Annotated in this window: 25 protein-coding genes and 1 other annotated feature; of the genes, 24 read left to right on the top strand and 1 reads right to left on the bottom strand. The window is 53.3% G+C overall.

What is annotated here, in order from left to right; genetic code table 11:
- Positions 1 to 86: 86 nt before the first annotated feature.
- From EVJ32_RS13900 to radC, 11 genes are all read left to right on the top strand, one after another.
- On the top strand, positions 87 to 1,313 hold the full coding sequence (locus tag EVJ32_RS13900) for a G5 domain-containing protein (protein ID WP_236639522.1): 1,227 nt from the start codon (positions 87 to 89) through the stop codon (positions 1,311 to 1,313).
- Positions 1,310 to 1,591, top strand: a complete 282-nt coding sequence (locus tag EVJ32_RS13895; protein ID WP_131458820.1) for a hypothetical protein — start codon at positions 1,310 to 1,312, stop codon at positions 1,589 to 1,591. Before EVJ32_RS13900 ends, EVJ32_RS13895 begins: the two co-directional genes overlap by 4 nt.
- A gap of 1 nt (position 1,592) precedes the next feature.
- On the top strand, positions 1,593 to 3,251 hold the full coding sequence (locus EVJ32_RS13890) for a GspE/PulE family protein (RefSeq protein ID WP_131458819.1): 1,659 nt from the start codon (positions 1,593 to 1,595) through the stop codon (positions 3,249 to 3,251).
- Between the two features lie 4 nt (positions 3,252 to 3,255).
- Positions 3,256 to 4,293 (top strand): type IV pilus twitching motility protein PilT, encoded by a 1,038-nt coding sequence (locus tag EVJ32_RS13885; protein WP_131458818.1) that lies wholly within the window; start codon positions 3,256 to 3,258, stop codon positions 4,291 to 4,293.
- Positions 4,294 to 4,297: 4 nt separating this feature from the next.
- Positions 4,298 to 5,515, top strand: a complete 1,218-nt coding sequence (locus EVJ32_RS13880) for a type II secretion system F family protein (protein WP_070327704.1) — start codon at positions 4,298 to 4,300, stop codon at positions 5,513 to 5,515.
- Between the two features lie 140 nt (positions 5,516 to 5,655).
- Positions 5,656 to 6,135 (top strand): prepilin-type N-terminal cleavage/methylation domain-containing protein, encoded by a 480-nt coding sequence (locus tag EVJ32_RS13875; RefSeq protein WP_131458817.1) that lies wholly within the window; start codon positions 5,656 to 5,658, stop codon positions 6,133 to 6,135.
- A gap of 89 nt (positions 6,136 to 6,224) precedes the next feature.
- A complete protein-coding gene (locus EVJ32_RS13870; RefSeq protein WP_131458816.1) occupies positions 6,225 to 6,977 on the top strand; it encodes a prepilin peptidase in 753 nt (250 codons plus the stop codon).
- A 12-nt stretch (positions 6,978 to 6,989) separates the two neighbouring features.
- Positions 6,990 to 8,591 carry a pilus assembly protein PilM gene (pilM, locus tag EVJ32_RS13865; RefSeq protein WP_131458815.1) on the top strand — a complete coding sequence of 534 codons (1,602 nt, stop codon included), beginning with the start codon at positions 6,990 to 6,992 and terminating at the stop codon, positions 8,589 to 8,591.
- On the top strand, positions 8,588 to 9,295 hold the full coding sequence (locus tag EVJ32_RS13860) for a hypothetical protein (protein ID WP_131458814.1): 708 nt from the start codon (positions 8,588 to 8,590) through the stop codon (positions 9,293 to 9,295). Before pilM ends, EVJ32_RS13860 begins: the two co-directional genes overlap by 4 nt.
- A gap of 137 nt (positions 9,296 to 9,432) precedes the next feature.
- A complete protein-coding gene (locus EVJ32_RS13855) occupies positions 9,433 to 10,020 on the top strand; it encodes a Maf family protein (protein ID WP_236639521.1) in 588 nt (195 codons plus the stop codon).
- A 23-nt stretch (positions 10,021 to 10,043) separates the two neighbouring features.
- On the top strand, positions 10,044 to 10,673 hold the full coding sequence (gene radC / locus EVJ32_RS13850) for a RadC family protein (RefSeq protein WP_131458812.1): 630 nt from the start codon (positions 10,044 to 10,046) through the stop codon (positions 10,671 to 10,673).
- A 136-nt stretch (positions 10,674 to 10,809) separates the two neighbouring features.
- Here the strand turns inward: radC and EVJ32_RS16315 are convergent, their stop codons facing one another.
- The gene (locus EVJ32_RS16315) at positions 10,810 to 11,667 is read right to left on the bottom strand and encodes a hypothetical protein (protein WP_201738314.1); all 858 of its coding nucleotides are present in this window, start codon (positions 11,665 to 11,667) and stop codon (positions 10,810 to 10,812) included.
- A 165-nt stretch (positions 11,668 to 11,832) separates the two neighbouring features.
- On the opposite strand from EVJ32_RS16315, the gene EVJ32_RS13840 reads away from it, so the two are divergent.
- The 13 genes from EVJ32_RS13840 (at position 11,833) to EVJ32_RS13780 (ending at position 22,003) form a co-directional block, all read left to right on the top strand.
- Positions 11,833 to 12,276, top strand: coding sequence for a hypothetical protein (locus EVJ32_RS13840; protein ID WP_236639520.1), 444 nt, complete (start codon positions 11,833 to 11,835; stop codon positions 12,274 to 12,276).
- A 200-nt stretch (positions 12,277 to 12,476) separates the two neighbouring features.
- Positions 12,477 to 13,514 (top strand): rod shape-determining protein, encoded by a 1,038-nt coding sequence (locus EVJ32_RS13835; protein ID WP_070327697.1) that lies wholly within the window; start codon positions 12,477 to 12,479, stop codon positions 13,512 to 13,514.
- Positions 13,515 to 13,527: 13 nt separating this feature from the next.
- Positions 13,528 to 14,418, top strand: a complete 891-nt coding sequence (gene mreC, locus EVJ32_RS13830) for a rod shape-determining protein MreC (protein WP_131458811.1) — start codon at positions 13,528 to 13,530, stop codon at positions 14,416 to 14,418.
- Position 14,419: 1 nt separating this feature from the next.
- Positions 14,420 to 14,914: a rod shape-determining protein MreD gene (gene mreD, locus EVJ32_RS13825; RefSeq protein ID WP_131458828.1), complete on the top strand. Its 495-nt coding sequence runs from the start codon at positions 14,420 to 14,422 to the stop codon at positions 14,912 to 14,914.
- Between the two features lie 5 nt (positions 14,915 to 14,919).
- Positions 14,920 to 15,588: a septum site-determining protein MinC gene (locus EVJ32_RS13820; RefSeq protein WP_236633412.1), complete on the top strand. Its 669-nt coding sequence runs from the start codon at positions 14,920 to 14,922 to the stop codon at positions 15,586 to 15,588.
- A 5-nt stretch (positions 15,589 to 15,593) separates the two neighbouring features.
- Positions 15,594 to 16,451, top strand: a complete 858-nt coding sequence (gene minD / locus EVJ32_RS13815) for a septum site-determining protein MinD (RefSeq protein WP_131458810.1) — start codon at positions 15,594 to 15,596, stop codon at positions 16,449 to 16,451.
- Between the two features lie 41 nt (positions 16,452 to 16,492).
- Positions 16,493 to 17,818, top strand: a complete 1,326-nt coding sequence (locus EVJ32_RS13810; protein WP_131458809.1) for a ribonuclease E/G — start codon at positions 16,493 to 16,495, stop codon at positions 17,816 to 17,818.
- Positions 17,819 to 17,873: 55 nt separating this feature from the next.
- Positions 17,874 to 17,945 (top strand) — a sequence feature (ribosomal protein L21 leader region).
- Positions 17,946 to 17,960: 15 nt separating this feature from the next.
- Complete coding sequence (rplU, locus tag EVJ32_RS13805; RefSeq protein WP_070327691.1) at positions 17,961 to 18,269, top strand: 50S ribosomal protein L21; 309 nt, start codon at positions 17,961 to 17,963, stop codon at positions 18,267 to 18,269.
- A 5-nt stretch (positions 18,270 to 18,274) separates the two neighbouring features.
- Positions 18,275 to 18,610, top strand: coding sequence for a ribosomal-processing cysteine protease Prp (locus EVJ32_RS13800; RefSeq protein WP_070327690.1), 336 nt, complete (start codon positions 18,275 to 18,277; stop codon positions 18,608 to 18,610).
- Between the two features lie 12 nt (positions 18,611 to 18,622).
- Complete coding sequence (gene rpmA / locus EVJ32_RS13795) at positions 18,623 to 18,904, top strand: 50S ribosomal protein L27 (protein WP_016508537.1); 282 nt, start codon at positions 18,623 to 18,625, stop codon at positions 18,902 to 18,904.
- 66 nt (positions 18,905 to 18,970) lie between these two features.
- A complete protein-coding gene (locus EVJ32_RS13790; RefSeq protein ID WP_070327689.1) occupies positions 18,971 to 19,411 on the top strand; it encodes a Spo0B domain-containing protein in 441 nt (146 codons plus the stop codon).
- Positions 19,412 to 20,701 (top strand): GTPase ObgE, encoded by a 1,290-nt coding sequence (obgE, locus tag EVJ32_RS13785; protein WP_070327688.1) that lies wholly within the window; start codon positions 19,412 to 19,414, stop codon positions 20,699 to 20,701.
- Positions 20,702 to 20,734: 33 nt separating this feature from the next.
- Positions 20,735 to 22,003: a hemolysin family protein gene (locus EVJ32_RS13780; RefSeq protein ID WP_201738415.1), complete on the top strand. Its 1,269-nt coding sequence runs from the start codon at positions 20,735 to 20,737 to the stop codon at positions 22,001 to 22,003.
- Positions 22,004 to 22,131: the final 128 nt, after the last annotated feature.

The raw sequence follows: 22,131 nt of genomic DNA, 5'->3' as shown, positions 1-22,131 counted from the left end.
TTATGTCCAATGCATATTATACTAAAGTTAGAGTACGAACGGATAGTAAATCGAAAGTCTCAGTTTTTTACATAGGGGGAATTGGAATGAAGCAATATGGGATGCACTTTTTCATCCTGACATGTCTTGTGTTGCTCGTGTCGTTACCGACGATCGGGCTCGTCAACTATCTCGACGCGTCAGCGAAGACAAGCGCTACATATAAAGACACACGTGTCGCCGGGATCGACATATCGGGGATGACGAAAGAAGAGGCGGTCGTCCGTCTCGACAATGCCGTCAAAGACTTCGCAAACGCACCGTTCACGGTCACGCTCGTCGACGGGACGGCGCTCGAAGTCGGTAAAGACGTCGTGACATTTAACGTGAATGATACGCTTGAAGCCATATCCGAACCAGGGGACTATCCGCTCATCACAACAATCGATGAAGAGCGAATCGCTCCGTATTTAGAGAATCAACCCGTCACGATGACGATGGTGACCCCACCGCTCGTCGCCTCAGCGTCTAAGCTCGATTCGAACGTCGCCCTTGAGATGGTCGCAGAAGAGAACGAGGTCGTCGCGTCGATGACGATTAGTCCGACGCCAGCAATGCGCTCGGCGTTAGAACGGATGAACGGATTTGAAATGGATGCAGGCGACATGTTCAGCCTGAAGTCGTTCGGGGAAGATTTTGAAGCCCTCACGCCGCTCGGCTCGTCGCTTTATAAATTGTTTGCGGCGACTCCGTTCAAAGTGCTCGAGCGTGTCCCACATGAAGTGCTTCCGAGCGGCATCGAGCTTGGCTACGACGTCAAAATCGATGTCGGCTCGAACTTCGCCGTCCAAAACACGGAACAATCACCTTACGCCATCATCGTCCTAGATGAAGGGAACGTGATGACGGTGCAACTGCTCGGGAAAGCGTTCGTCGGCGCGTACGAATCGCGGGTCGAAGAAGTCGCAAGCGTGCCGTACCAAAACGTGATCCGCTTCTCCCCATCACTCCCGGCTGGAAGTTCTTCGGTGACGCAATCCGGTCAAACTGGAGAGTCAGGGAAGTTGTATCGCATCCGTGTCACCGAGGCAGGCGAGACGCGTGAATTGTTGGGCTTTGATTTTTATGAGCCGGTACCGGAGATCGTGACGAAAAGTTCGGTCCCACTACCGCCGCCTGAACCGGTTGAACCGATCATTCCGACGTTCCCGGATGAAACACTGGACGACGACCCGTTTAATGACGATATAGAAGATGATGGATTGAATGAATTTGAAGAGCAACCGCCGGTGGACGAGGATGTCCCGGCGTCTAGCGAGGAGGCAGTCGGATGATCGGATATGTAATACTGCTCGCCTTTTGGGTGCTGGCCACGTTGACGCTGTTTGCCTTGTCGATCCCATACGTACGGAAGCGCGAGACGAAACTCGTCGTGTCGGTACTTGTGGCCGTGTTATCGCTCGGTATGTATACGCTGTATGCGGAATCGCTTGAACGGACGTGGTGGGCTTGGCTCCTCATCGTCATCGGTTTAGCGGGCGGCGCAGCGTTGAGCGTCTTCATTGAACAGCGAGACGTCGAGCAGGAGGTACCTCAGAGGATGGTGAAGTAAGGTGAGACGAACGAAAAAACGATTGGGCGAGATGTTGATCGAGGCTGGATTGATTATGAACGAGCAACTCGACGAGGCGCTCGCCCAAAAACGGCGAGGCGAAAAACTCGGCGATGCACTCATGCGGTTGCACTATTTGACCGAGACACAATTGATCCAAGTGCTTCATGAACAACTGGACGTGCCGATCATCGCACTATATTCGCAAGACATTAACGTCACCGTCACAAAACTCGTGCCAAAAGCGATTGCCCAAAAGCACGACATCATGCCGATTGAATTACAGGGGAACACGCTATTCGTTGCGACGGCGGATCCCCTTGATTTGATTGCGATCGATGACGTCCGGTTACAGACCGGGATGAATATTGAGGTTGGCATTGCGACGCGGGAACAAATTCGGAAGACGATCAGCCGGTATTACGAAATGGACGCCTCGCTCATCGAGATTTTAAAAGATGAGGCGCCGGAATTCGAACGGCAAGAGACGGCATCGCGCGACGATGCCCCGGTCATTCGGCTCGTCAACCAGCTGTTTTTGAGCGCAATCGATCAACGAGCATCGGATATCCATTTCGATCCGCATGAGAAACAGCTGCACGTCCGCTTCCGCGTCGACGGTGACTTGCGCACGGAAGCAATCTATCCAAAGAAAATTCAAAGCGTCATGCTGACGCGACTTAAAGTGATGAGTAACCTAGACATCACGGAAAGCCGGCTGCCCCAAGATGGACGGATCAAGTATACGCTGCGCGACCGCCCGTACGATTTCCGCGTCTCGACGCTCCCGACGATGTACGGCGAAAAGATCGTCATCCGGGTGCTCGATTCCTCACAAGGGTTGACCGACTTGACGAAACTTGGGTTCGGCGACCATAACGAGATGTTGTATCGCGACATGTTGAAGCGGCCGAACGGCATTATTTTGATCACAGGGCCGACCGGTTCGGGTAAATCGTCGACACTGTACGCATCGCTCAAAGAACTGAATGACGAGTCGAAGAACATCATCACGGTCGAAGATCCGGTCGAGTATCAACTTGACGGCATCAACCAAGTCCAAGTCAATGCGAAAGTCGGGCTTACGTTCGCTTCCGGCCTCCGCTCGATCCTCCGCCAAGACCCGAACATCGTCATGGTCGGGGAGATCCGGGATACCGAGACGGCCGAGATTGCGATCCGGGCCTCACTCACCGGACACTTGGTCTTATCGACGCTCCATACGAACTCGGCGATCAGCTCGATCACCCGCCTCGTCGATATGGGGGTCGAACCGTTCCTCGTCGCGGCTTCAACGTCCGGCCTCGTCGCCCAGCGCCTCGTCCGCCGCGTCTGTCGCGACTGTGGTCATGAGCAACCGGTCTCGAAACGGGAGCAAGAACTGTTCGATGCTGAACGTGTGGCGATCACGCGCGTCATTCGCGGAAACGGGTGCGCGTCGTGTAACTTTACAGGCTATCGTGGGCGACTCGCTATCCATGAAGTCGTGCCGATTGATGAAGAGTTGCGGCGTTTGATCATGAACCAAGCGACCGAGGCCGAGATGGTCGAGCAAGCGAAACGAGCCGGTGCCCGGTTCTTGCTCGCCGACGGTCTCGAGAAAGTCGCGCAAGGTTTGACGACGACCGAGGAAATACTGAGAACAGTCATAACGGAGTGAACCTATGATCCATCAATCAATCGAAGCGATTTTAACGAAAGCGGTCGAACAACGTGCCTCAGACATTCATCTGACCGCGGGTTCGCCACCGATTTTCCGGATTGACGGCAGTTTGATCACGATGGGCGAGGAGAAAGTGCTTCCCGTCCACATCGAAGGATACTTGCAGGAAATCATGACCGACGAGATGCGAGGCCGCCTCGAGATCCAACGCGACCTCGACTTCTCGTTCGGAGTGCCCCGCGTGTCGCGCTTTCGCGTCAACGCCTACTATCAACGTGGCACGATCGCCATCGCGTTTCGTTCCATTTCCGGGGAAATCCCGACGTTGAACGAGCTCAATTTACCGCCGGTGCTCAAGCGGCTCATCGAGAAACCACACGGGTTGATCCTTGTGACCGGACCGACGGGGTCTGGGAAATCGACGACGCTCGCGGCGATGATCCATGAGATCAACCGGACGCAGCGAAAGCGCATCATCACGCTCGAAGACCCGATCGAATATTTACATACGCACGATCAGAGCATCGTCGACCAGCGGGAGATCGGCTCGGACGTCATGAAGTTCGTGAGCGGCCTGCGGGCGGCGCTCCGCCAAGACCCGGACGTCATCTTGCTCGGGGAGATGCGCGACTTAGAGACGATCTCGACGGCGATGACCGCCGCTGAGACCGGTCATCTCGTCATGGCGACGCTCCACACGTCGAGCGCGATGTCGACCGTCAGCCGGATCATCGACGCCTTCCCGGCCGAACAACAAGACCAAATCCGGACCCAACTCGCCAACGTGTTGCTTGGGGTCGTCAGTCAACGCCTGTTCCCGCGTGTCGACGTGCCGAAGGGTCGGGTCGCGGCGATGGAGATCATGATCGGGAACGCAGCCGTCGCCAACTTGATCCGGAACGAGAAGGAGTTTCAGCTTCCGACCGTCATCCAGACGAACCGGCAGAACGGGATGCAATCGATGGAAATGTCGATCGAACAGCTGATCCGTCAAGGGGTCATCAATCCAAACGCCGTGCCAAGCGAAGAAATGAGGTGAGACTATGGCCATCTTTCAATACGAAGGAAAACTGCTGAACGGGAAGCGCAAGAAAGGGCGGATCACCGCCGTGTCGCTCCGGGAAGCTAAAGATAAACTTCGGCAAGAGTCGATTCTCGTCACTGACTTGTCCGAACTCGAGTCGACCGGACTGAACACGGAAGTCAACTTATTGCCGGAACGCGTCAAGATCGAACATTTGATCATGTATGTCCGCCAGTTCGCCACGCTCATCCGGGCCGGCGTCCCGATCGTCCGGGCGACGTCGATTTTGCGCGTCCAGACGGAGTCGAAGCTGTTGAAGAAGACGCTCAGCCAAGTCGAGGACGACCTTCGAGAAGGGATCGCCTTCTCGGAAGCGATCAAAAAACATCCGCGCGTGTTCTCGAACTTCTTTAGCTCGATGGCGCTCGCGGGGGAGGCGAGCGGTAACTTAGAAGAAGCGCTCGACCAGATCGGGCTGCAACTTCAGAAGCAGTACGATATTAAACGTAAAGTCATCTCGGCACTCACGTATCCGCTCGTCGTCTCGATTGTCGCGATTGGCGTCGTCGCTTTCCTGATGGTAAACGTCGTGCCGACGTTCGCGAGTATTTTCGGACAGCTCGGTGGTGAGCTCCCGCTCATCACCCGGATCGTCGTCGCCGTCTCGGACTTCGTCGCCGCCTATTGGTGGTTGCTGTTCGGTGGCGCGCTGCTCGGCGTCCTTCTGTTCTCGTGGATGTTAAAGCGCGACAAAGAACGGTTCTTGATCGACGGGTTGTTGCTGAAGATGCCAATTTTCGGTCCGATCGTCCTCAAGTCCCAGATCGCGCTCTTGACGCGAAGTTTGGCCGTCTTACTGCAAGCGGCCGTGCCGATTTTGTCAGCGATTGAGATCACGGAGAAGATCGTTTCGAACCGGGTCATCCGGAAAGGGCTCGGGCAGGCGCGCAATATGATGGCGCAAGGAATCCCGCTCCACGAACCGCTCGAACGGAACCCGAACTTCCCGCCGCTCATGACACAAATGATTGCCGTCGGCGAAGAGAGCGGGGATTTAGATTCGATGTTGAACGAAGTCGCCGAGTTTTATGAGACCGAGGTTGAGACGACGACAGACCGGTTGAAGTCAATCATCGAGCCGCTGTTGATCGTCGTGTTGGCCAGTATCGTCGGGGTCATCGTCATCGCCATCGTCGTCCCGATGTTCCAAATTTACGGCGACATCCAAAATCAGTAGAAAATTCTTAGTTTATGCATATAAACTACTTTTCAACACCATATTTTGAATGTATAGTAAAATTGTACTACTTGTTTTAGTACTACAGTAATGAATCCAGCACAAAATACAGCAAAACACACAAAAGGGGAGAATCAGTCATGTTAGAAAAAATGAAAATGATTTGGCAAGATGCGAAACAATTAAAAGATGAGCGCGGGCTCACACTCGTCGAGTTACTCGTCGTCGTCGTTATTTTAGGGATTATCGCAGCCATCGCCGTCGTCGCGATCGGTGGAATCATCGAGAACTCACGTAAAGATGCGATGGTCGCGGATGCACGCCAAATGGTAAGTGCGGCGAAGTTATACACAGCATCAAATCCTGTTACTGCAGAGACAGTTTTAGAATTCACTGCATTGGAAGCCAACTCTACAAATATTGATATGACTTCATACTTAAGTGATTTAAAAGATCCACTTAATTCAAGTGCAGCTTATGATGATGCAATTGTCTTTGTATCACCAAATGGTGGGAAATATGAATACAGAGTCTTTTTGGATGGAAAAAATGTAATAGGTGGTAATACAAAGGCTACTGCTGAATTAGAAAGTGCGCTTTCGAAAAAATCTATTAAGTAATATCCTTCTCCGGCTGGCGCTGGGCTCTCGCTCAGTCTAGCCGGTTTTCTGTTTTTGGCATATACTTACAAGTAAGGAAGTGACCAGTTTTGGTTGACCTCATTGGACTCATTTACAGCATCGTGCTCGGGATGATCATCACCTCGTTCACAAACGTCGTCGGGCTCCGCGTGCCACGCAAACAGTCGATCGTGTCGCCACGGTCGCATTGTCCGTCGTGCGGCCACGTCTTGTCCGCTTGGGAACTCATCCCGGTGTTCGGTTACATATTGTTACGCGGCAAGTGCCGCGGCTGTGGCGGACGGATCGCGCCGACGTATCCGCTGTTCGAACTGCTCGGGGCGGTCGGTTACGGCTATAGCTTTTGGCTGTACGGATTCTCCGGGACGACATTGCTCGCCTTCGTCTTCTTATCGACGCTACTCGCACTGGCGATGTCAGATTTGTCGACGATGCTCGTGCCGAACGTGATTCTTCTATTTGCGGCACCACTACTGCTCATCCTCGCTTATGCGTCCGGAGCTACGTGGTGGAGCCCGCTCGCCGGGGCTGCGCTCGGATTTTCTGTCCTCGCCACCGTTTTTTTCGTCTCAAAAGGGGGACTTGGGGCCGGCGATGTCAAACTATTTACAGTGATCGGGCTCGTGCTCGGACCACGTGACGTATTGGTCGCCTTGTTTTTAGCGAGCTTGATCGGAGCAGTCGTCGGACTGTTGCTCATCGGACTGAAACGGATCGGCCGCAAGCAACCGATCCCGTTCGTCCCGTCGATCGCACTCGGTACGATGCTGACGTTTTGGTTCAGCGAACGTTTTTTTGATTGGTATTTTGATTTGATGTAGGGGGAAACAAGCATGAGCCGGGCTATAGAAAAAGGAACGGTCGCGTACTTCTCGTTCGATGCGCTCAGCATCCACGGAGCCGTGATTAAACAAGGCGTTTTTAAACGAAGCGCTTCCGTCCAATTGGCGAAAGGTGCCTATGCGGAAGGATTGATTCAAGACGAGAACGCGTTCGGACTCGCCTTTGACGAGTTGTGCCGTAAAATAAAAGTCAGAAAAGGGATGGTGTGCGCCGTCGATATGGCGGAGACGGAAGTGCTGTCCCGCAAAGTCGAGATTCCATCGAACATCCCGAAAGACGAGATCCGTGGCTATTTGTTCATGGAAATCGGCAGCTCGATCATCCTGCCGTTCGACGACGTCGCCTTCGACTACGAAGTGCTCGGCGAGACGGACATGAAGACCGAGGTCATGTTGCACGCCGTCTCGGTCGATTTGACGAAAGCGATCCGCGCCTACATGAAGAAACGCGGCTTCGCCTTGAAAAAAATCGTCCCGCGTCCGATCGCGATCGCGAACGGGGTGTCTCGACTCGAGACGCTCGACCCGCTCAAGTCGACGCTATTGTGGCACGTGACACCGTTCGCGCACCAACTACTCGTCCTCGAGGAAGGGCAGGTCCGCTTCATCCGTGCCATCGAGAATGACTTATCGTATCGTGCCGACACGACAGACGGCATCGTTACATATACGTTCAACGGCTCAAGCGAGGCGTTAGCGAATCGGACCGATGAATGGTTGAACGAGCTCGCCCGTTTCCTCGACTTCTACCGTTACTCGCTCCGTACGGACGGACGCCCAATCGACGAACTGATCATCTCCGGGACGGTCCCTGAACTCGATGACCTCGTCCGGACGATCGAACTGGAATCGATGGTCCCGATCAAACGCATCGATGACCCGTTGCCATTGTCGCACGCGACACCGCTCTCGCATCAGATGTTGCCGCTTCTCGGGATGGCGACGCTCGACCGCGACCATGACGCCAACTTCATCAATGCGACCGACGTGACGCTGCGTTGGCCGATCGTCGCGAGTCTGGCCGCTTTATTGATCGGCGGCGGACTGACCGGCTATCTTTATTACGAAGTGAACGGAATCGAACAGGACAAAGCACAAGTCAACGAACAGTTACAGCTCGTCCGCATCTACCAGACCGAACAAGTGAACTCGAAAGGTCAACAAGTCATCTCGCTCGAGCAGACGGTGACCGCGCTGACGACTGAAGAGAAGCAGGCGGTCCCGGCGCTCCGTGCGCTGACCGAACAGCTGCCGCCGACAGGTTACGTCTTGACGTATAACTACGCCGACGGTTCGCTCATGAGCGTCCGGACCCAGTTTGAGACGTTACCTGACTTGAACGCGTTCCAACGAGCGCTGTTGAACGATCCGCGGTTCGATAACGTCAAACTGCTCGGCGTGACGACCGAGACGAAAGCAGAGACGGACCAAGACGCGGAAACGGATACGGGAACACCGGTTCTCAATGCGTCAGATGATCCGCTCCCACGCTATATCGGAGAGTTTACGTTCACGTTCATCGATGCCGAACCTGAGACGCCTGAAGGCGAGACGGAACAACCCGAGGAAGATGAGGAGGTGGTGAGCGAATGAAACGTTCAACGATTTATTTGATCTTTACAATTTGTTTGTTCGCAGCCATCGCCGTCCCGTCGTACTTCGGCTACCAGTACTTTATCAACCAAGGTGAATTGAAGGCGCTCGAGCGCGAGCTGTCACTCGAACAGACGAAGCTCGAACTGTTGCGCCAAGAAGGCGAAGTCGTCGACGTCGCCGACTCGCAGCGCTTGCAGACACGCGTCCCGACGGAGCCGGCGCTCGATACGGTCGTCGAGACGTTATCGCAAGCGAGCCAGCTGTCTGACGTGCGCGTGACGAGCATCGCTTTCGCGGACGGGCTCATCGCCGAATCGGAAGTGCCGGAACCGATCACTGAACCGGAACCGAACGATGTGAGCGCGACGGCCGAACCGGCTGAACCGGTCGAAATCACACCGGTCAACGCCTCGTCCGTCCGCTCGACGGTGTCGCTCCAAGCGGAGACGTATGAGGCGCTCGTCCTCTTCCTCGAGTCGGTCGAGTCGATGAACCGGATCCACATTTTGCGGACCGTCCAGTTCACGGGACCTGCCGAAACGGGTCCGAACACGACCGAACCGGCCGCACCGCTCGACTTCACGGTCGAACTCGATGCGTTTTACCGGCCCGACCTCGATCAACTCGTCCCGGACCGCTACGTGCCGACGCAGACGTTCCCACGAAAAGATATCCCGGTGTACGATTACACGACACCGTAAACGAGCGTCCCTTCGAAAAGAAGGGGCGTTTTTTTGGGCGGCTTGGATTGTGTTCGGGTGACGCTTTGCCTACAATCAACAGAGAAGCGTGAAACGGCAAGGAAGCCCGTTTCGAAAGTATGGAAGGAGTCGATACAATGAACACAACACAGAAACGTGTCATCCTCGCCTCGATGTCACCGCGGCGGACCGAGTTGTTGAAACAAGCCGGCATTTTGCACGAGGTGATCCCGTCAAACGTCATCGAAGGAACCGACGGACGTGAGCATCCGGACGGGTACGTCGGACGTCTCGCCCGTGAGAAAGCGATGGACGTCGCCCGGGACAACCGCGACGCGATTGTGATCGGGTCGGACACGGTCGTCGTCCTCGACGGAACGATTTTAGAGAAACCGAACGACCGCGATGACGCACGCCGGATGCTCGAGCACTTGTCAGGGGCGACCCATGAAGTGCTCACTGGCGTCAGCATCATCGGACCAAACCGACATGACTTGTTCGTCACGACGACGCACGTCACGTTCATCGACATCCCCGAGTCTTGGCTCGACGGCTACCTCGATTCGTCGGAGCCGTACGACAAAGCCGGTGCCTACGGAATCCAAGGGTCGGGCGGTTTGTTCGTCGAACGGCTCGAAGGGGATTACTATAACGTCGTCGGCCTCCCACTCCGGCCGCTCGTCGAGACGCTCGAGCGTCACGGGGTATCGCCGCGCTTTCTGTGAATGATGCGAGAGTAGGTGAAGGAATGACTATGGTGCTCGACCGAAGTGTTGAATCCGCTATTGCCAGACTGCTTCAAATCGGTGGACGGGGCGGGGACCCGCAGGCGACGGCCCGGCGGTTGTCAGATGTATATCCGACGCTTCGGGCGCTGTCACAGGCGTCCGTGCACGACCTCTGTCAAATTGAAGGGATGACGAAGAAGAAAGCCGAGCAGTTGCTCGCGGCGTTCACGATCGGCATCCGTTACGTCGAGGAGCCGAAAGTCGACATGCCGACGATCCGGTCGCCGCAGGACGCGTATGAACTGCTGCGTGATGAGCTCCGGCTACTTAATCAAGAACATTTCGTCTGTTTGTACTTAAACACGAAAAATCAATTGATTGCGCGCAAGACATTGTTCGTCGGCGGGTTAAATTCGTCGATCGTCCATCCGCGCGACGTGTTCCGCGAGGCGCTCAAGCTGTCGGCAGCGTGTTTCATCGCTGCGCATAACCATCCGAGCGGGGACGCGACGCCGAGCCGGGAAGACATCGAAGTGTCCGAGCGCTTGGTCGAAGCGGGCAACATCGTCGGGATCGCTTGCCTCGACCACGTCATCATCGGCGAAGATCATTATGTCAGTATGAAGCAACGTGGGTATATGAACGGTTAACGTTATATTTAGCTAGAAAGTAAAGGTGAATCTACAAATTTAGGATCTATCCTTTGCTGTTAATACAAAAACTGCCCCATAGAAGCTGGATTTTCATGTCCAACTTTTATGGGGCAGTTCATTGTTAGCTCCGTTGTTAAAAGAGTGGCTTATAGCCAGATTTACCTTCATAAATATGTTTCTCAATCTGATTCGTGTCTGCATCGATCATATAATTTTCGTAAATCTCAGATAGAGAGTCGTCATCCGCTTTCCCATAATCAGCGATCGGCATTGTTCCTAGGAAGTGAATACCATAGCCATCGTTTAAGTCGACAAGAATCCAATTCGCGTCTTCAAATTTAGGTAAATCGTTTTTAGTGAAGTCTTTTAAACTTTCTTTGGTTAGTAGCGAACGATCAGAATGGACCCGTACATAAGTACCAATCCGTTCAGTGTTAGTTCCGTTCATGACCGGTCGTTTAGAAATGTTTCCGAGAGCCGTACTCATGGTGTCTTTTTTAGCAGCGGCTTCAGCTTCGGCCTTTTGTTTCTTCTCTTCCTCGGCTTTGGCAGCGGCTTCAGCTTCGGCCTTTTGTTTCTTTTCTTCCTCGGCTTTGGCAGCGGCTTCAGCTTCGGCCTTTTGTTTCTTTTCTTCCTCGGCTTTAGCAGCGGCTTCAGCTTCAGCCTTTTGCTTCTTCTCTTCCTCAGCTTTAGCAGCGGCTTCAGCTTCGGCTTTTTGTTTCTTCTCTTCCTCAGCTTTGGCAACGGCCTCAGCCTCTTCATCCTTTTCTTTCTCTGCCTTAGCAACTTCTTCTGTAGATTCAGTCGTATGTACTTGATCAGGTGCTTCATCCCCAAACAAGCTTCCTATAAATATGAAACCAAAGAGTACACTAATCACAATTCGTCCAATATTATTGAACTTTTTATATTTCCACATTAAAAATAAGCCGAGTGGGAAAAATAAGAGCAGCGTTAAGACTGTAAACCAGGTTTTCTTATAAAACTTCATTCAAACCTCTCCTTTCAATAATAAGATACTACAATAACATTAATATTAATTGGCAACAATAGGAAATGATAACGTAATTACCTTTTGATTTATTGCTAAGCGTCTCCCGCTTGATTAATCTTGCTGCTCAAATAATTATGTTAAAATAAATATCGAGGTGTTCGTATGGAGAAACTAGTTTGGATTGTTATGATTGGAATCGCGCTCGCCGCGAGTTTTGTTCCGCTCGAGCCGTTCGCGTTGTCGCTCGTCGTCTTCGCGTTGTTCGTCTTTGTGAGTATGGCGCTATTTCAACAGTTTTCAAAAGACGGGCATTGGCTTGACCGCTACCCGCCGCTCGTCGGGGTCGGACTCGGAATTGTGTCGCTCATCGCCTACATTGGTCTGTTTATCGCCTGGGTAAATGCGTCAGGAGGCAGTCAAGCGTGGCGTGTCATCCCGCAACTCGTCTTCGTTTACGTCGGGATTTACTTGTTCACCGTGACGATGGCGAGCTTTTTGGCGGGTGCGACGCGCGAGCGGCCGTCCCGTTTCTTTCGGCCGCTCCTCATCTTTTCGGTCGTCTTTTACGCGGCAATGCTGTTGCTGCCGCTCCAACCCGGTCTTTAAATGATCGGTTCATCTAAGCAGACGCCTTCAGACGTCTGCTTTTTGATTTGCGTTTTTGTTGAAAAGCAGGCACACTAATATACGGTGGAACAGGACTGAGATGAAGGGGATTGTAAATAACCTGTAATCGATTGAACGTTTTCAAACATGATTTTTCCGTTATAATAATAATTAGTGTAACCAGGAGAGGGGCAGTACGTATGTTTCGTAGTTTTAACCGAGAAATCGGAATCGACCTTGGAACGGCAAATACGCTCGTTTATGTAAAAGGTCAAGGAATCGTTGTTCGTGAACCGTCCGTAGTGGCGTTCCGTACAGATACAGGTAGAATTGAGGCCGTAGGTAATCAGGCCAAAGATATGATTGGACGTACGCCGGGGAACGTCACGGCACGCCGTCCGATGAAAGATGGGGTTATCGCTGACTTCGAAACGACTGCAACGATGATCAAATATTTCATGGAGCAAGCACAAAAATCGAAGAGCGGGTTGTTCTCATCGAAGACGAACGTCATGATCTGTGTGCCAAGCGGCATCACGTCAGTTGAAAAACGTGCGGTTGAAGATGCGGCCAAGCAAGCAGGCGCTCGCGAAGCGTACACGATTGAAGAACCGTTCGCGGCAGCAATCGGCGCCGGTCTCCCAGTTTGGGAACCGACAGGCTCGATGGTCGTTGATATCGGTGGCGGTACGACCGAAGTCGCAGTGATTTCACTCGGCGGCATCGTGACAAGCCAGTCGATCCGTGTCGGTGGTGACGAAATGGATGACGCCATTATTCGTTACATTAAAAACAAATACAACCTCATGATCGGGGAACGTACGTCAGAAGCGCTCAAGATGGAAATCGGTTCGGCCCGCATCGACGAGTCGAACGAAAACGAAACGATGGAAATCCGCGGACGCGATCTCGTGACCGGTCTCCCGAAACAAATCGAAGTAGGGGCAGTTGAAGTGTGCGAGGCGCTTTCAGACACGGTAGACGCGATTCTAGCCGGTGTGAAACAAACGCTCGAACAAACACCGCCAGAACTCGCAGCCGACGTCATGGACCGCGGTATCGTCCTTACAGGCGGCGGCGCGCTCCTTAAAAACTTGGACGGTGTCATCTCTGATGAGACGCACATCCCGACACTCATTGCGGATGAACCGCTCGATTGCGTTGCGATCGGGACTGGAAAATCTCTTGAAATGATGGACGTCCTCCGTTCAAAATCAGGCATCTCGTCACGCCGATGAAAGGTGTTAAACGATGAGCCGGTTTGTACGCAATAAAAAGCTCATCATCACGCTGATCGGTATCATTTTATTTCTTGTCATTTTAGGAGTTTCGATTCGAGGACGGTCGGAATCCGCCTGGTACCAAGACGTCACGCGTGATGTGGTCGGAACGTTCCAACGGGTGTTCACGGTGCCGATCGGCTGGATGGATAGTACCGTGTCCTCGATTTCGAACGTACGTGATATTTATGAAGAGAACCGCGAATTGAAGCAACATTTGACGAAATACGCCGAAGTGTCCGTCGAAGCCGACGACCTGCGCCGTGAGAACGAGGAGTTGCGTCAAATGGTCGCGGCGGGCGAAAGCTCGCTCCGTGACTTTGATTTGATTCCGGCCGAGGTCATCGGGCGCACGCCGAACGACTGGCAGCGCTATGTGACGATCAACGTCGGGCAAGAACGTGGCGTTGAAAAAGGCATGGCCGTGACGGCCGCCGGCGGCATGGTCGGACGCGTCATTCAAACGAGCGCCTATACGTCACAAGTTCAGCTCTTGAGCGACAACAACCGGACGAACAACGTCTCGGCGGTCGTCAAGGATGCGGACGGTAAGGCGGCGTACGGAACGATCGACGGCTTCGACAGCGAGACGAACGAACTCTTTTTCACAAAGGTTTCGAACAGCGTCAAGTTGAAAGAAGGTGAGATCGTCTCGACGTCAGGGCTCGGCGGACGTTATCCGGCCGGTCTCGTCATCGGTAAGGTGAAGACGATCGAGACCGATGAATATGGCGTGTCTCAAGTTGCCCGCATCACGCCAGAGGCGGACTTCAACGAGTTCTCGCAAATGTTTGTCATCGATCGAACGCTAGACGAACCGTTTTTGACGGGTCCCGAGGAAGGAGGAGCAGCGGGTGAGTAACATGAAAGTGTTCATCGCCCTGTTCCTCCTCTTTCTTATTGAAGGGACATGGGCTGCCATCTTTTCATGGCACTACGCGACGCCGTTCGTGTATTTGACGTTGATTGGGTTAATGTACGTCAGTTTGTATGGCCGGTTTGAGTCGGCACTCGGATTCGGTCTCGTATTCGGGTTGTTGTATGACATCGTCTACACCGACTTGCTCGGAATTTACTTATTTACTTTTTCACTCATTCCTCTCTTAGTCAGCTTCGTGTTAAAATATATAGGTGAGAACTTCTTCTCGGTCGTCATCACGTTCACGTTCATGATCCTCGTCTTCTCCTTCGGGATTTACGGTATCATGGCAGCGGTCGGTGGGACGACCATGACCATACAAACACTATTAGTTGAACAGATTCCAGGGACGCTCGTCGTCAATGTGATTGCCGTCGCGATTCTTTATTATCCGATGACGCGATACGTGGCGGTGCGACCTGTAGCGAAAAGAGGGTAGCCATGATGGAGCGTAAACGACACATTACGATAAAAGGACATCGCAACGGTATTGCAATCCACTTCAATCCACGGAGTGGCGTCGATGAGGTGCTCGGAGAGCTTGAGGCCACGTTACAAGAAATGGAGCCGCCCTCTGGGGAGATTGCACTCAAGTTGCACGCGGGTACTCGTTATTTGGACGAGGAGCTGTCACGTCAAATTCGTGAAGTCGTTGCTCGTCATGGCGTTTTTTATATCGAGGAGCTGTCGAGCGAGGTCATGTTGACCGAAGAGGCGAAAGCGACTTACGGGAAAAAGACGTTCCATTACCATAGCGGGACGATCCGCAGCGGGCAAGTGCTCTCATTTGAGGGTTCGGTGCTCATTATCGGCGACGTCAATCCGGGGTCTGAAGTTCGGGCGACAGGAAGTATCTATTGTTTAGGCACGATACGAGGAAATGTCCGGGCCGGTGTCGAAGGATGGGAGGACGCGGTCATTACCGCAAGTCTGTTGCATCCGCTGTTTCTAGCGATCGGTGAGCACGTGCTCACGCCAGACGATGATACCGAGATGCCAGAGATCGAGATGGGCTGCGCGTATCAGACGAATCATGGCATTGAAATGACGCGTCTCCGCCAAGTCATGACAGGGCTTAAAGACGCATATGCAATGGAATTACAGAGAGGGTGAGTTTGATGGAGCAAGTAGTAGAGCCTGTACATACAGCAAAAGAAGTGAAGAAAGGTCGGGCCATCGTCGTGACGTCGGGGAAAGGTGGCGTTGGCAAGACGACGACGACCGCTAACCTCGGGACGGGTCTCGCATTGTCCGGACACTCGGTCTGTCTCGTCGATACGGACATCGGTCTACGGAACTTGGATATCATCCTAGGACTCGACAACCGGAGCATCTATAACCTCGTCGACGTCATCAACGGGCAGTGCAAGCTGCACCAAGCGCTCGTCCGTGACAAACGGTTCGAAGAGATGTATCTGCTGCCGGCGGCCCAGTCAAAAGACAAGACATCGGTCCAACCGGAGCAAGTCAAAGAGATCATCGACCAGTTGAAGACGGAATATGATTTCGTCTTGATCGACTGCCCGGCCGGTATCGAGCAAGGGTTCATGAACGCCATCGCCGGTGCCGACGAGGCTATCGTCGTGACGACGCCTGAGAAGGCGGCCGTCCAAGACGCGGACCGCATCATCGGTATGCTCGAACAAGCGGAACACGTCGCGCCGCCTAAACTCATCGTCAACCGCGTGAAGAATCATCTCGTCGCATCGGGCGACATGCTCGACATCGATGACATCATGCGCATCCTGTCGATCGACCTGCTCGGCGTCGTCGTCGATGATGAAGAAGTCATCGCCGCGGCAAACCGAGGTGTCCCGGTGACGATGAACCCGGACAATAACGCCGGACAAGCGTATCGCAACATCACGCGCCGTATTCTCGGTGAGTCGGTGCCGCTCATGTCCATCCAGACGGACCAACAACCGACCGGATTTTGGGCACGACTCTTATTGAAGTTTGGAATGAAAAAAGCCTAAGGCAACGAAAGTTGCCTTTTTGTGTCGAAAGGAGTGCTCGTATGAAACTCATCTATGAACGGACCCCGTCGATCGAGCGGGCCATGCTCGTCGACGGCGAGCGTCTGCTTGAAGTCGAGGAGCGCTTTGTCGACCAGCTCTCGGTCGGGACGATCCTTGAAGCTGCGATCGAGCGGATCCATCCGTCACTCGGCGCCGCTTTCCTCGTCAACGGCGAGACAACGTTTTTCTTGCCGATCGCCGAGACGCTCCGGGCGCTCGCTGTCTACCCGGAAGTACTGGGCATCGGTCAGGCGGCCGTCGTCGGGGAGAAACGTCTCGTCCAAGTGACGAAAGAGGGCATCGGGGGTAAGCACCACAAAGTGACCGAGAACATTCGGTTCGGAGGGCGCTATCTCGTCTACTTCCCGTATGGACGGCGCCAGTTGTTCAGCCGTAAGCTCGACCTCGCTACGCAGGACCGGCTATCGAAAGTGTTCACGCTCAATGAGGCGGAAGGTGTGTTGTTCCGGACCGAATCAGGACAAGCCAGTCCCGAGGCGCTTCGCGAGGAGCTGGCCTTGTTGCGGGCCCGGGCTGCTGACGTCGAGACGGCGCGCCGCGGTCAAGACGAACTGCTCTGTGAGCAGTTCGTCCGGCGCCATTCGGTCGAGTCGGTACTGTTGAACGATAAAGAGGCGCAAGAACGTTTGAAGCGGCTCGACGTCCCGGTCGAACGCCACGTCGGCAAGGGCCGGATGAAAGAAGCCGCGCGTTTAGACACAGCGATCGAGAAGCTCGAGAACCGTGTCGTCTGGCTCGAAGGCGGGTCTTACGTCTTGGTCGAACAAGTCGAGACGATGACCGTCATCGACGTCAACAGCGGCAAGAACGTCGCCGTCAAAGATAAAGGGCGCGCCGCCGACACGATCAATGAGGCGGCACTGTATGCGGTTATGGAACAGCTCCGCCTACGCAATATCGGCGGCATGGTCGTCATCGACTTTTTACGCGGGTCAAAAGACGGACAAGACCGACTTTTGAAACGAATGAAAGAACTCGGGGCCCGTGACCCACGTCGTGTCGAAGTGTACGGCTTCACACGGATGGGACTGTTCGAACTATCACGCGAGCGGACCGGACGTTCAATTCAAGACCGGATGACGTATAACGGTTCACCGTCAAAGCTGGCCGTGTTCTCACGGCTTGAGCGCACGCTCATGGAGCTAGACGGAAAACAGGAGGCGGTCGTACTGTCGCTACCGGCGAAGTGGCAAGGCGGGGCCTGGGACGCGTCAGGTCTTCATGTGTTCTTTATAGAAGGAGAGCCCGACGTCGCTTTTCATGGTACACTCGAGGAATGTGAGAACTTCGTATCTCGTCATTGACAAGCTTCGCGCGAGAGTGGTAATATCTATAACGTTAGTTCGTTTGGAAGCACCCAAATGGCTACAACCGCACAGAACGGGTTGAAACGGTTTCGCCCTGCCCTGGATGGCGAGTCTGAGTTTAATAAGGAGGTGCACGTATATGTACGCAATCATCAAAACTGGTGGTAAGCAAATCAAAGTTGAAGCAGGTCAAGAGATCTACATCGAAAAACTCGATGCTGATGTCGAGGGTACTGTAGAATTCGGTGAAGTTCTTTTCGTTGGTGGTGACGATGTTAAGGTCGGAGCTCCATTCGTAGAGGGCGCTAAAGTAGTAGCAACTGTCGTTAAACACGGTCGCGCGAAAAAGATCACTGTCTTCAAAATGAAAGCTAAGAAAAACTACCGTCGTAAGCAAGGTCACCGTCAGCCTTACACGAAAGTTCGCATCGAGAAAATCGAAGCGTAATTTCTATGATTCAAGTAACGGTCAGACGAGACGAGACGAAGTCGATTCGTTCCGTCGAAGTGACAGGTCACGCCAACTTTGCTGAACCCGGTTCTGACTTAGTGTGTGCCGGCGTTTCCGCTATCATTTTTGGGGCGTATAACGCTGTTGAGGTACTCGCAGGCCAGTCGCTTCTTGTAGAAATGGCAGACAAAACAGAGGGTGGTTACTTTTATGTCGAGACATATCCTGAACTATCACCGCAGGATATGACTCGCACCCAGCTGTTATTAGAAGGGATGCTCGTGCAACTAGACACGATCGCCCAAAGTTACGGTGATTATATCCAAATTGAACAATAGGAGGTGGACCTCATGTTACAATTGAACCTTCAGTTCTTCGCATCGAAAAAAGGAGTTGGATCGACTAAAAACGGTCGTGACTCGATTTCGAAACGCCTCGGCGCTAAACGCGCTGACGGACAGACAGTTTCAGCTGGATCGATTCTCTACCGTCAACGCGGTACGAAAATTCACCCAGGTGAAAACGTCGGCCGTGGTGGCGACGACACATTGTTTGCTAAAGTTGACGGCGTAGTACGCTTCGAGCGTCTTGGTCGCGACAAGAAACAAGTGAGCGTTTACCCAGTTGCGTAAGTAGAACCACGCAAAAGACTCTAGCCACTTATTTGGTTAGAGTCTTTTTTACTAGGAGAGGATCAAATGGACTCACAGGCAACGCTGAAATTATTATCGACCGTCCGTCACGAATGGATGAATCGGCTTCAGATGATCTCCTTGTATGCGGCGCTCGAGCCTGATAGACTCGAGGAGCTGTACGAACGTTATCGTCAGCACGCCGACGAGGAGAGTGCGCTCGTTCGCTTAAATATGCCGGCGACTAGTCTCGTCATCATACAGGCGAATTGGGAAGGGCGGTTGACCTATAAGGTATCGACCGACCGTGCGTCGTTGGACGACGCACGCGTGGCGGATAAACTTGTCCGTCTTCTGTCAGGAACGGATGGACCGATTCATGTGACGTTCACGGACGGACTGGCGGTTCGCGTCTTCGGCAACGTGCCGGGAGATGTGTTCACGTCAGACGAAGTGCACGAACAGACTGTAGAATGTTCTACGTTTCGTTTAAAAGGAGGGAATTAAATGTTTGTCGATCAGGTGAATATTTTTGTAAAAGCTGGAGACGGTGGTAAAGGAATGGTCGCGTTCCGCCGCGAGAAGTATGTTCCAGACGGTGGACCAGCAGGTGGTGACGGTGGTCACGGTGGCGACGTCGTCTTTGAAGTAGAAGAAGGATTACGGACGCTCGTTGATTTCCGCTTCTCTAAGAAGTTCATCGCCTATAACGGTGAAAAAGGAATGTCGAAAGGGATGCACGGACGCAAAGCGAAGCCGCTCGTCGTCAAAGTCCCGCCAGGCACAATCGTCTTCGATTCAGTGACGGATACTGTCATTGCCGACCTTACCGAGCACGGCCAACGGGCCACGATCGCTAAAGGCGGCCGCGGTGGACGCGGAAACTGTCGATTTGCGACACCGTCGAACCCGGCACCAGAAATCGCTGAAAACGGGGAACCAGGCCAAGAGCGCGAGTTGCGTCTTGAACTGAAACTCCTCGCCGACGTCGGTCTCGTCGGATTCCCGTCAGTCGGGAAATCGACGCTCTTGTCGGTCGTCTCATCGGCACGTCCGAAAATCGGAGCGTACCACTTCACGACGATCACACCGAACCTCGGTGTCGTCAAAACAGCTGACGACCGTGACTTCGTCATGGCCGACCTTCCTGGACTTATCGAAGGTGCGAGCCAAGGCGTCGGTCTCGGTCACCAGTTCTTGCGTCATATCGAACGGACGAAAGTCATCGTCCATATGATCGATATGAGTGGGATCGAAGGACGTGACCCGTTCGAAGACTACACGACGATCAACCGTGAGCTCGAGTCGTACAATTTACGTCTCCTCGAGCGTCCACAGATCGTCGTCGCCAACAAGATGGATATGCCGGATGCGCCAGAACTTCTTAAAGAGTTCCAACAGAAAGTCGGCGATGACGTCAAAGTCTTCCCGATCTCGGCACTCGCGAAAGAAGGACTTCGCAACTTGCTCATCGAAGTAGCTAATCTCGTCGACGCGACACCTGAATTCCCACTCGAAGAGCTCGAAGCGAAAACGGCCACACCACGTGTCGTCTATCGTTACGAGAAGGAAGAGAAAGGGTATCAGATTCATGTCGATGAGTACCAACGCTTCGTGATCACGGGGCCGCGCATCGAGAAGCTATTCAAGATGACGAACTTCGATCACGATGACTCGATCAAACGATTCGCCCGTCAGATGCGTCAAATGGGCGTCGATGAGGACCTTCGTAAGCTAGGTGCTCAAGATGGCGACGTCGTAGCAATCTCTGATTTTGAATTCGAATTTGTCGAATAATTTTTTAAATAAGAAATGGAGTGTGAAGTAAACGTGGACCCTGTGCCCTCGTCTAGTTTAATTCTTTATGCAGTTTTGATTCTTTTGTCAGCTTTCTTCTCTTCAGCAGAGACCGCGCTCTCGAGCGTGAACCGCGTCCGGATGATCCGGATGAGCGAGGATGGGGATAAGCGTGCTAAGCGCGTCCTCCACCTCGTCGATCGGTTTGACGATACGCTCTCGACGATCCTTGTCGGGAACAACGTTGTCAACATCGGTTCAGCGACCGTCGCGACAGCGATTGCGACGTCAATTTTTACCGGTGGGACGGGGTTATTGATCTCGACGTTCGCGACGACGGTGCTCATCTTGATCTTTGGTGAGATCTTGCCGAAATCGCTCGCTAAAGAGTTTTCTGAAAAGTATTCGCTCTTAATTAGCGGAACGCTCGTCTTCCTCGTCAAAGTACTGAAACCGATCACGATTGTGTTCACCGGTCTCAAGCGCTTGACGCTTCGCATGATCGGGATGGCCGATAAAGAACCGTCGGTGACGGAAGAAGAGTTGAAAGTGCTCGTCGATATGGGTGAAGAGGAAGGCGTGCTCGGGGAGACCGAGGCCGAACTTGTCCACAGCGCCTTCGCGTTCAACGACATTACCGTCGATGACGTGTTGACACCGCGGATTGATATCCTCGCCGTCGATGTCGACGATACGCTCGAAGAAATCAAAGACACGATCTTTAGCGGGGGGCACTCTCGTCTCCCGGTGTATAAAGACTCGATCGACAACGTCATCGGGGTGTTGTCGGAACGTGACTTCCTTCGTTCGATGATGCGAGATGAAGTGACAGATGTGCGGGCGCTCATCCGTCCGCTCACGTACGTGTCACCGCAGACAAAATTGATCGAACTGCTTCCAATTCTGCAGCAAAAACAATCACACATGGCTGTCGTCCTCGATGAGTTTGGTGGGACGGCTGGTCTCATCACGCTTGAGGATATGCTTGAAGAGCTCGTCGGCGATATTTGGGACGAGCACGACGAATCGATCGTCTACTTGAGACGGCTTCGAGACGGCGTATACGAGTGTATGGCCGACATGGACGTCGATCAGTTCGCTGACGAGATGGGGATTAAAGAACCTGAAATAGACTCGAATACAATGGGTGGATGGATCGTCGAGCTGCTCGGCGACATCCCAGAGAAAGGTGCGCGTGTCACGTATGACGACATGACGTTCACCGTTCTCCACGTCGAAAAACGACGCATTCGCAAACTGTTAGTCGAAACGAGTCAATCCGAATCGGCTGAACAGGCATAAGAAAGGGGCTGGGACATAACTAGCCTGTTTTAAAGCTTTTCAATAAAAAGAGGGGTCCGGTCACCGATTTTCGGTGGCCGGACCCCTTCTTTGCACTTCCCCCGATGCCCACGGCGATGAACTTCCGT

This window comes from Exiguobacterium sp. SH5S4, from assembly GCF_004337045.1.
Lineage (GTDB): Bacteria > Bacillota > Bacilli > Exiguobacteriales > Exiguobacteriaceae > Exiguobacterium > Exiguobacterium aurantiacum_A.
The sequence above is the reverse complement of the archived record's forward strand: the minus strand, read 5'-3'. Positions and strand labels throughout refer to the sequence as shown.

What these genes read in the sequence shown, in the direction of transcription:
- EVJ32_RS13900 (WP_236639522.1), top strand. Translation starts at nt 87, where the DNA reads ATGAAGCAATATGGGATGCACTTTTTCATCCTGACATGTCTTGTGTTG.
- EVJ32_RS13895 (WP_131458820.1), top strand. Translation starts at nt 1,310, where the DNA reads ATGATCGGATATGTAATACTGCTCGCCTTTTGGGTGCTGGCCACGTTG.
- EVJ32_RS13885 (WP_131458818.1), top strand. Translation starts at nt 3,256, where the DNA reads ATGATCCATCAATCAATCGAAGCGATTTTAACGAAAGCGGTCGAACAA.
- EVJ32_RS13880 (WP_070327704.1), top strand. Translation starts at nt 4,298, where the DNA reads ATGGCCATCTTTCAATACGAAGGAAAACTGCTGAACGGGAAGCGCAAG.
- EVJ32_RS13875 (WP_131458817.1), top strand. Translation starts at nt 5,656, where the DNA reads ATGTTAGAAAAAATGAAAATGATTTGGCAAGATGCGAAACAATTAAAA.
- pilM (WP_131458815.1), top strand. Translation starts at nt 6,990, where the DNA reads ATGAGCCGGGCTATAGAAAAAGGAACGGTCGCGTACTTCTCGTTCGAT.
- EVJ32_RS13860 (WP_131458814.1), top strand. Translation starts at nt 8,588, where the DNA reads ATGAAACGTTCAACGATTTATTTGATCTTTACAATTTGTTTGTTCGCA.
- EVJ32_RS13855 (WP_236639521.1), top strand. Translation starts at nt 9,433, where the DNA reads ATGAACACAACACAGAAACGTGTCATCCTCGCCTCGATGTCACCGCGG.
- radC (WP_131458812.1), top strand. Translation starts at nt 10,044, where the DNA reads ATGACTATGGTGCTCGACCGAAGTGTTGAATCCGCTATTGCCAGACTG.
- EVJ32_RS16315 (WP_201738314.1), bottom strand. Translation starts at nt 11,667, where the DNA reads ATGAAGTTTTATAAGAAAACCTGGTTTACAGTCTTAACGCTGCTCTTA.
- EVJ32_RS13840 (WP_236639520.1), top strand. Translation starts at nt 11,833, where the DNA reads ATGGAGAAACTAGTTTGGATTGTTATGATTGGAATCGCGCTCGCCGCG.
- EVJ32_RS13835 (WP_070327697.1), top strand. Translation starts at nt 12,477, where the DNA reads ATGTTTCGTAGTTTTAACCGAGAAATCGGAATCGACCTTGGAACGGCA.
- mreC (WP_131458811.1), top strand. Translation starts at nt 13,528, where the DNA reads ATGAGCCGGTTTGTACGCAATAAAAAGCTCATCATCACGCTGATCGGT.
- mreD (WP_131458828.1), top strand. Translation starts at nt 14,420, where the DNA reads ATGAAAGTGTTCATCGCCCTGTTCCTCCTCTTTCTTATTGAAGGGACA.
- EVJ32_RS13820 (WP_236633412.1), top strand. Translation starts at nt 14,920, where the DNA reads ATGGAGCGTAAACGACACATTACGATAAAAGGACATCGCAACGGTATT.
- minD (WP_131458810.1), top strand. Translation starts at nt 15,594, where the DNA reads ATGGAGCAAGTAGTAGAGCCTGTACATACAGCAAAAGAAGTGAAGAAA.
- EVJ32_RS13810 (WP_131458809.1), top strand. Translation starts at nt 16,493, where the DNA reads ATGAAACTCATCTATGAACGGACCCCGTCGATCGAGCGGGCCATGCTC.
- rplU (WP_070327691.1), top strand. Translation starts at nt 17,961, where the DNA reads ATGTACGCAATCATCAAAACTGGTGGTAAGCAAATCAAAGTTGAAGCA.
- EVJ32_RS13800 (WP_070327690.1), top strand. Translation starts at nt 18,275, where the DNA reads ATGATTCAAGTAACGGTCAGACGAGACGAGACGAAGTCGATTCGTTCC.
- rpmA (WP_016508537.1), top strand. Translation starts at nt 18,623, where the DNA reads ATGTTACAATTGAACCTTCAGTTCTTCGCATCGAAAAAAGGAGTTGGA.
- EVJ32_RS13790 (WP_070327689.1), top strand. Translation starts at nt 18,971, where the DNA reads ATGGACTCACAGGCAACGCTGAAATTATTATCGACCGTCCGTCACGAA.
- obgE (WP_070327688.1), top strand. Translation starts at nt 19,412, where the DNA reads ATGTTTGTCGATCAGGTGAATATTTTTGTAAAAGCTGGAGACGGTGGT.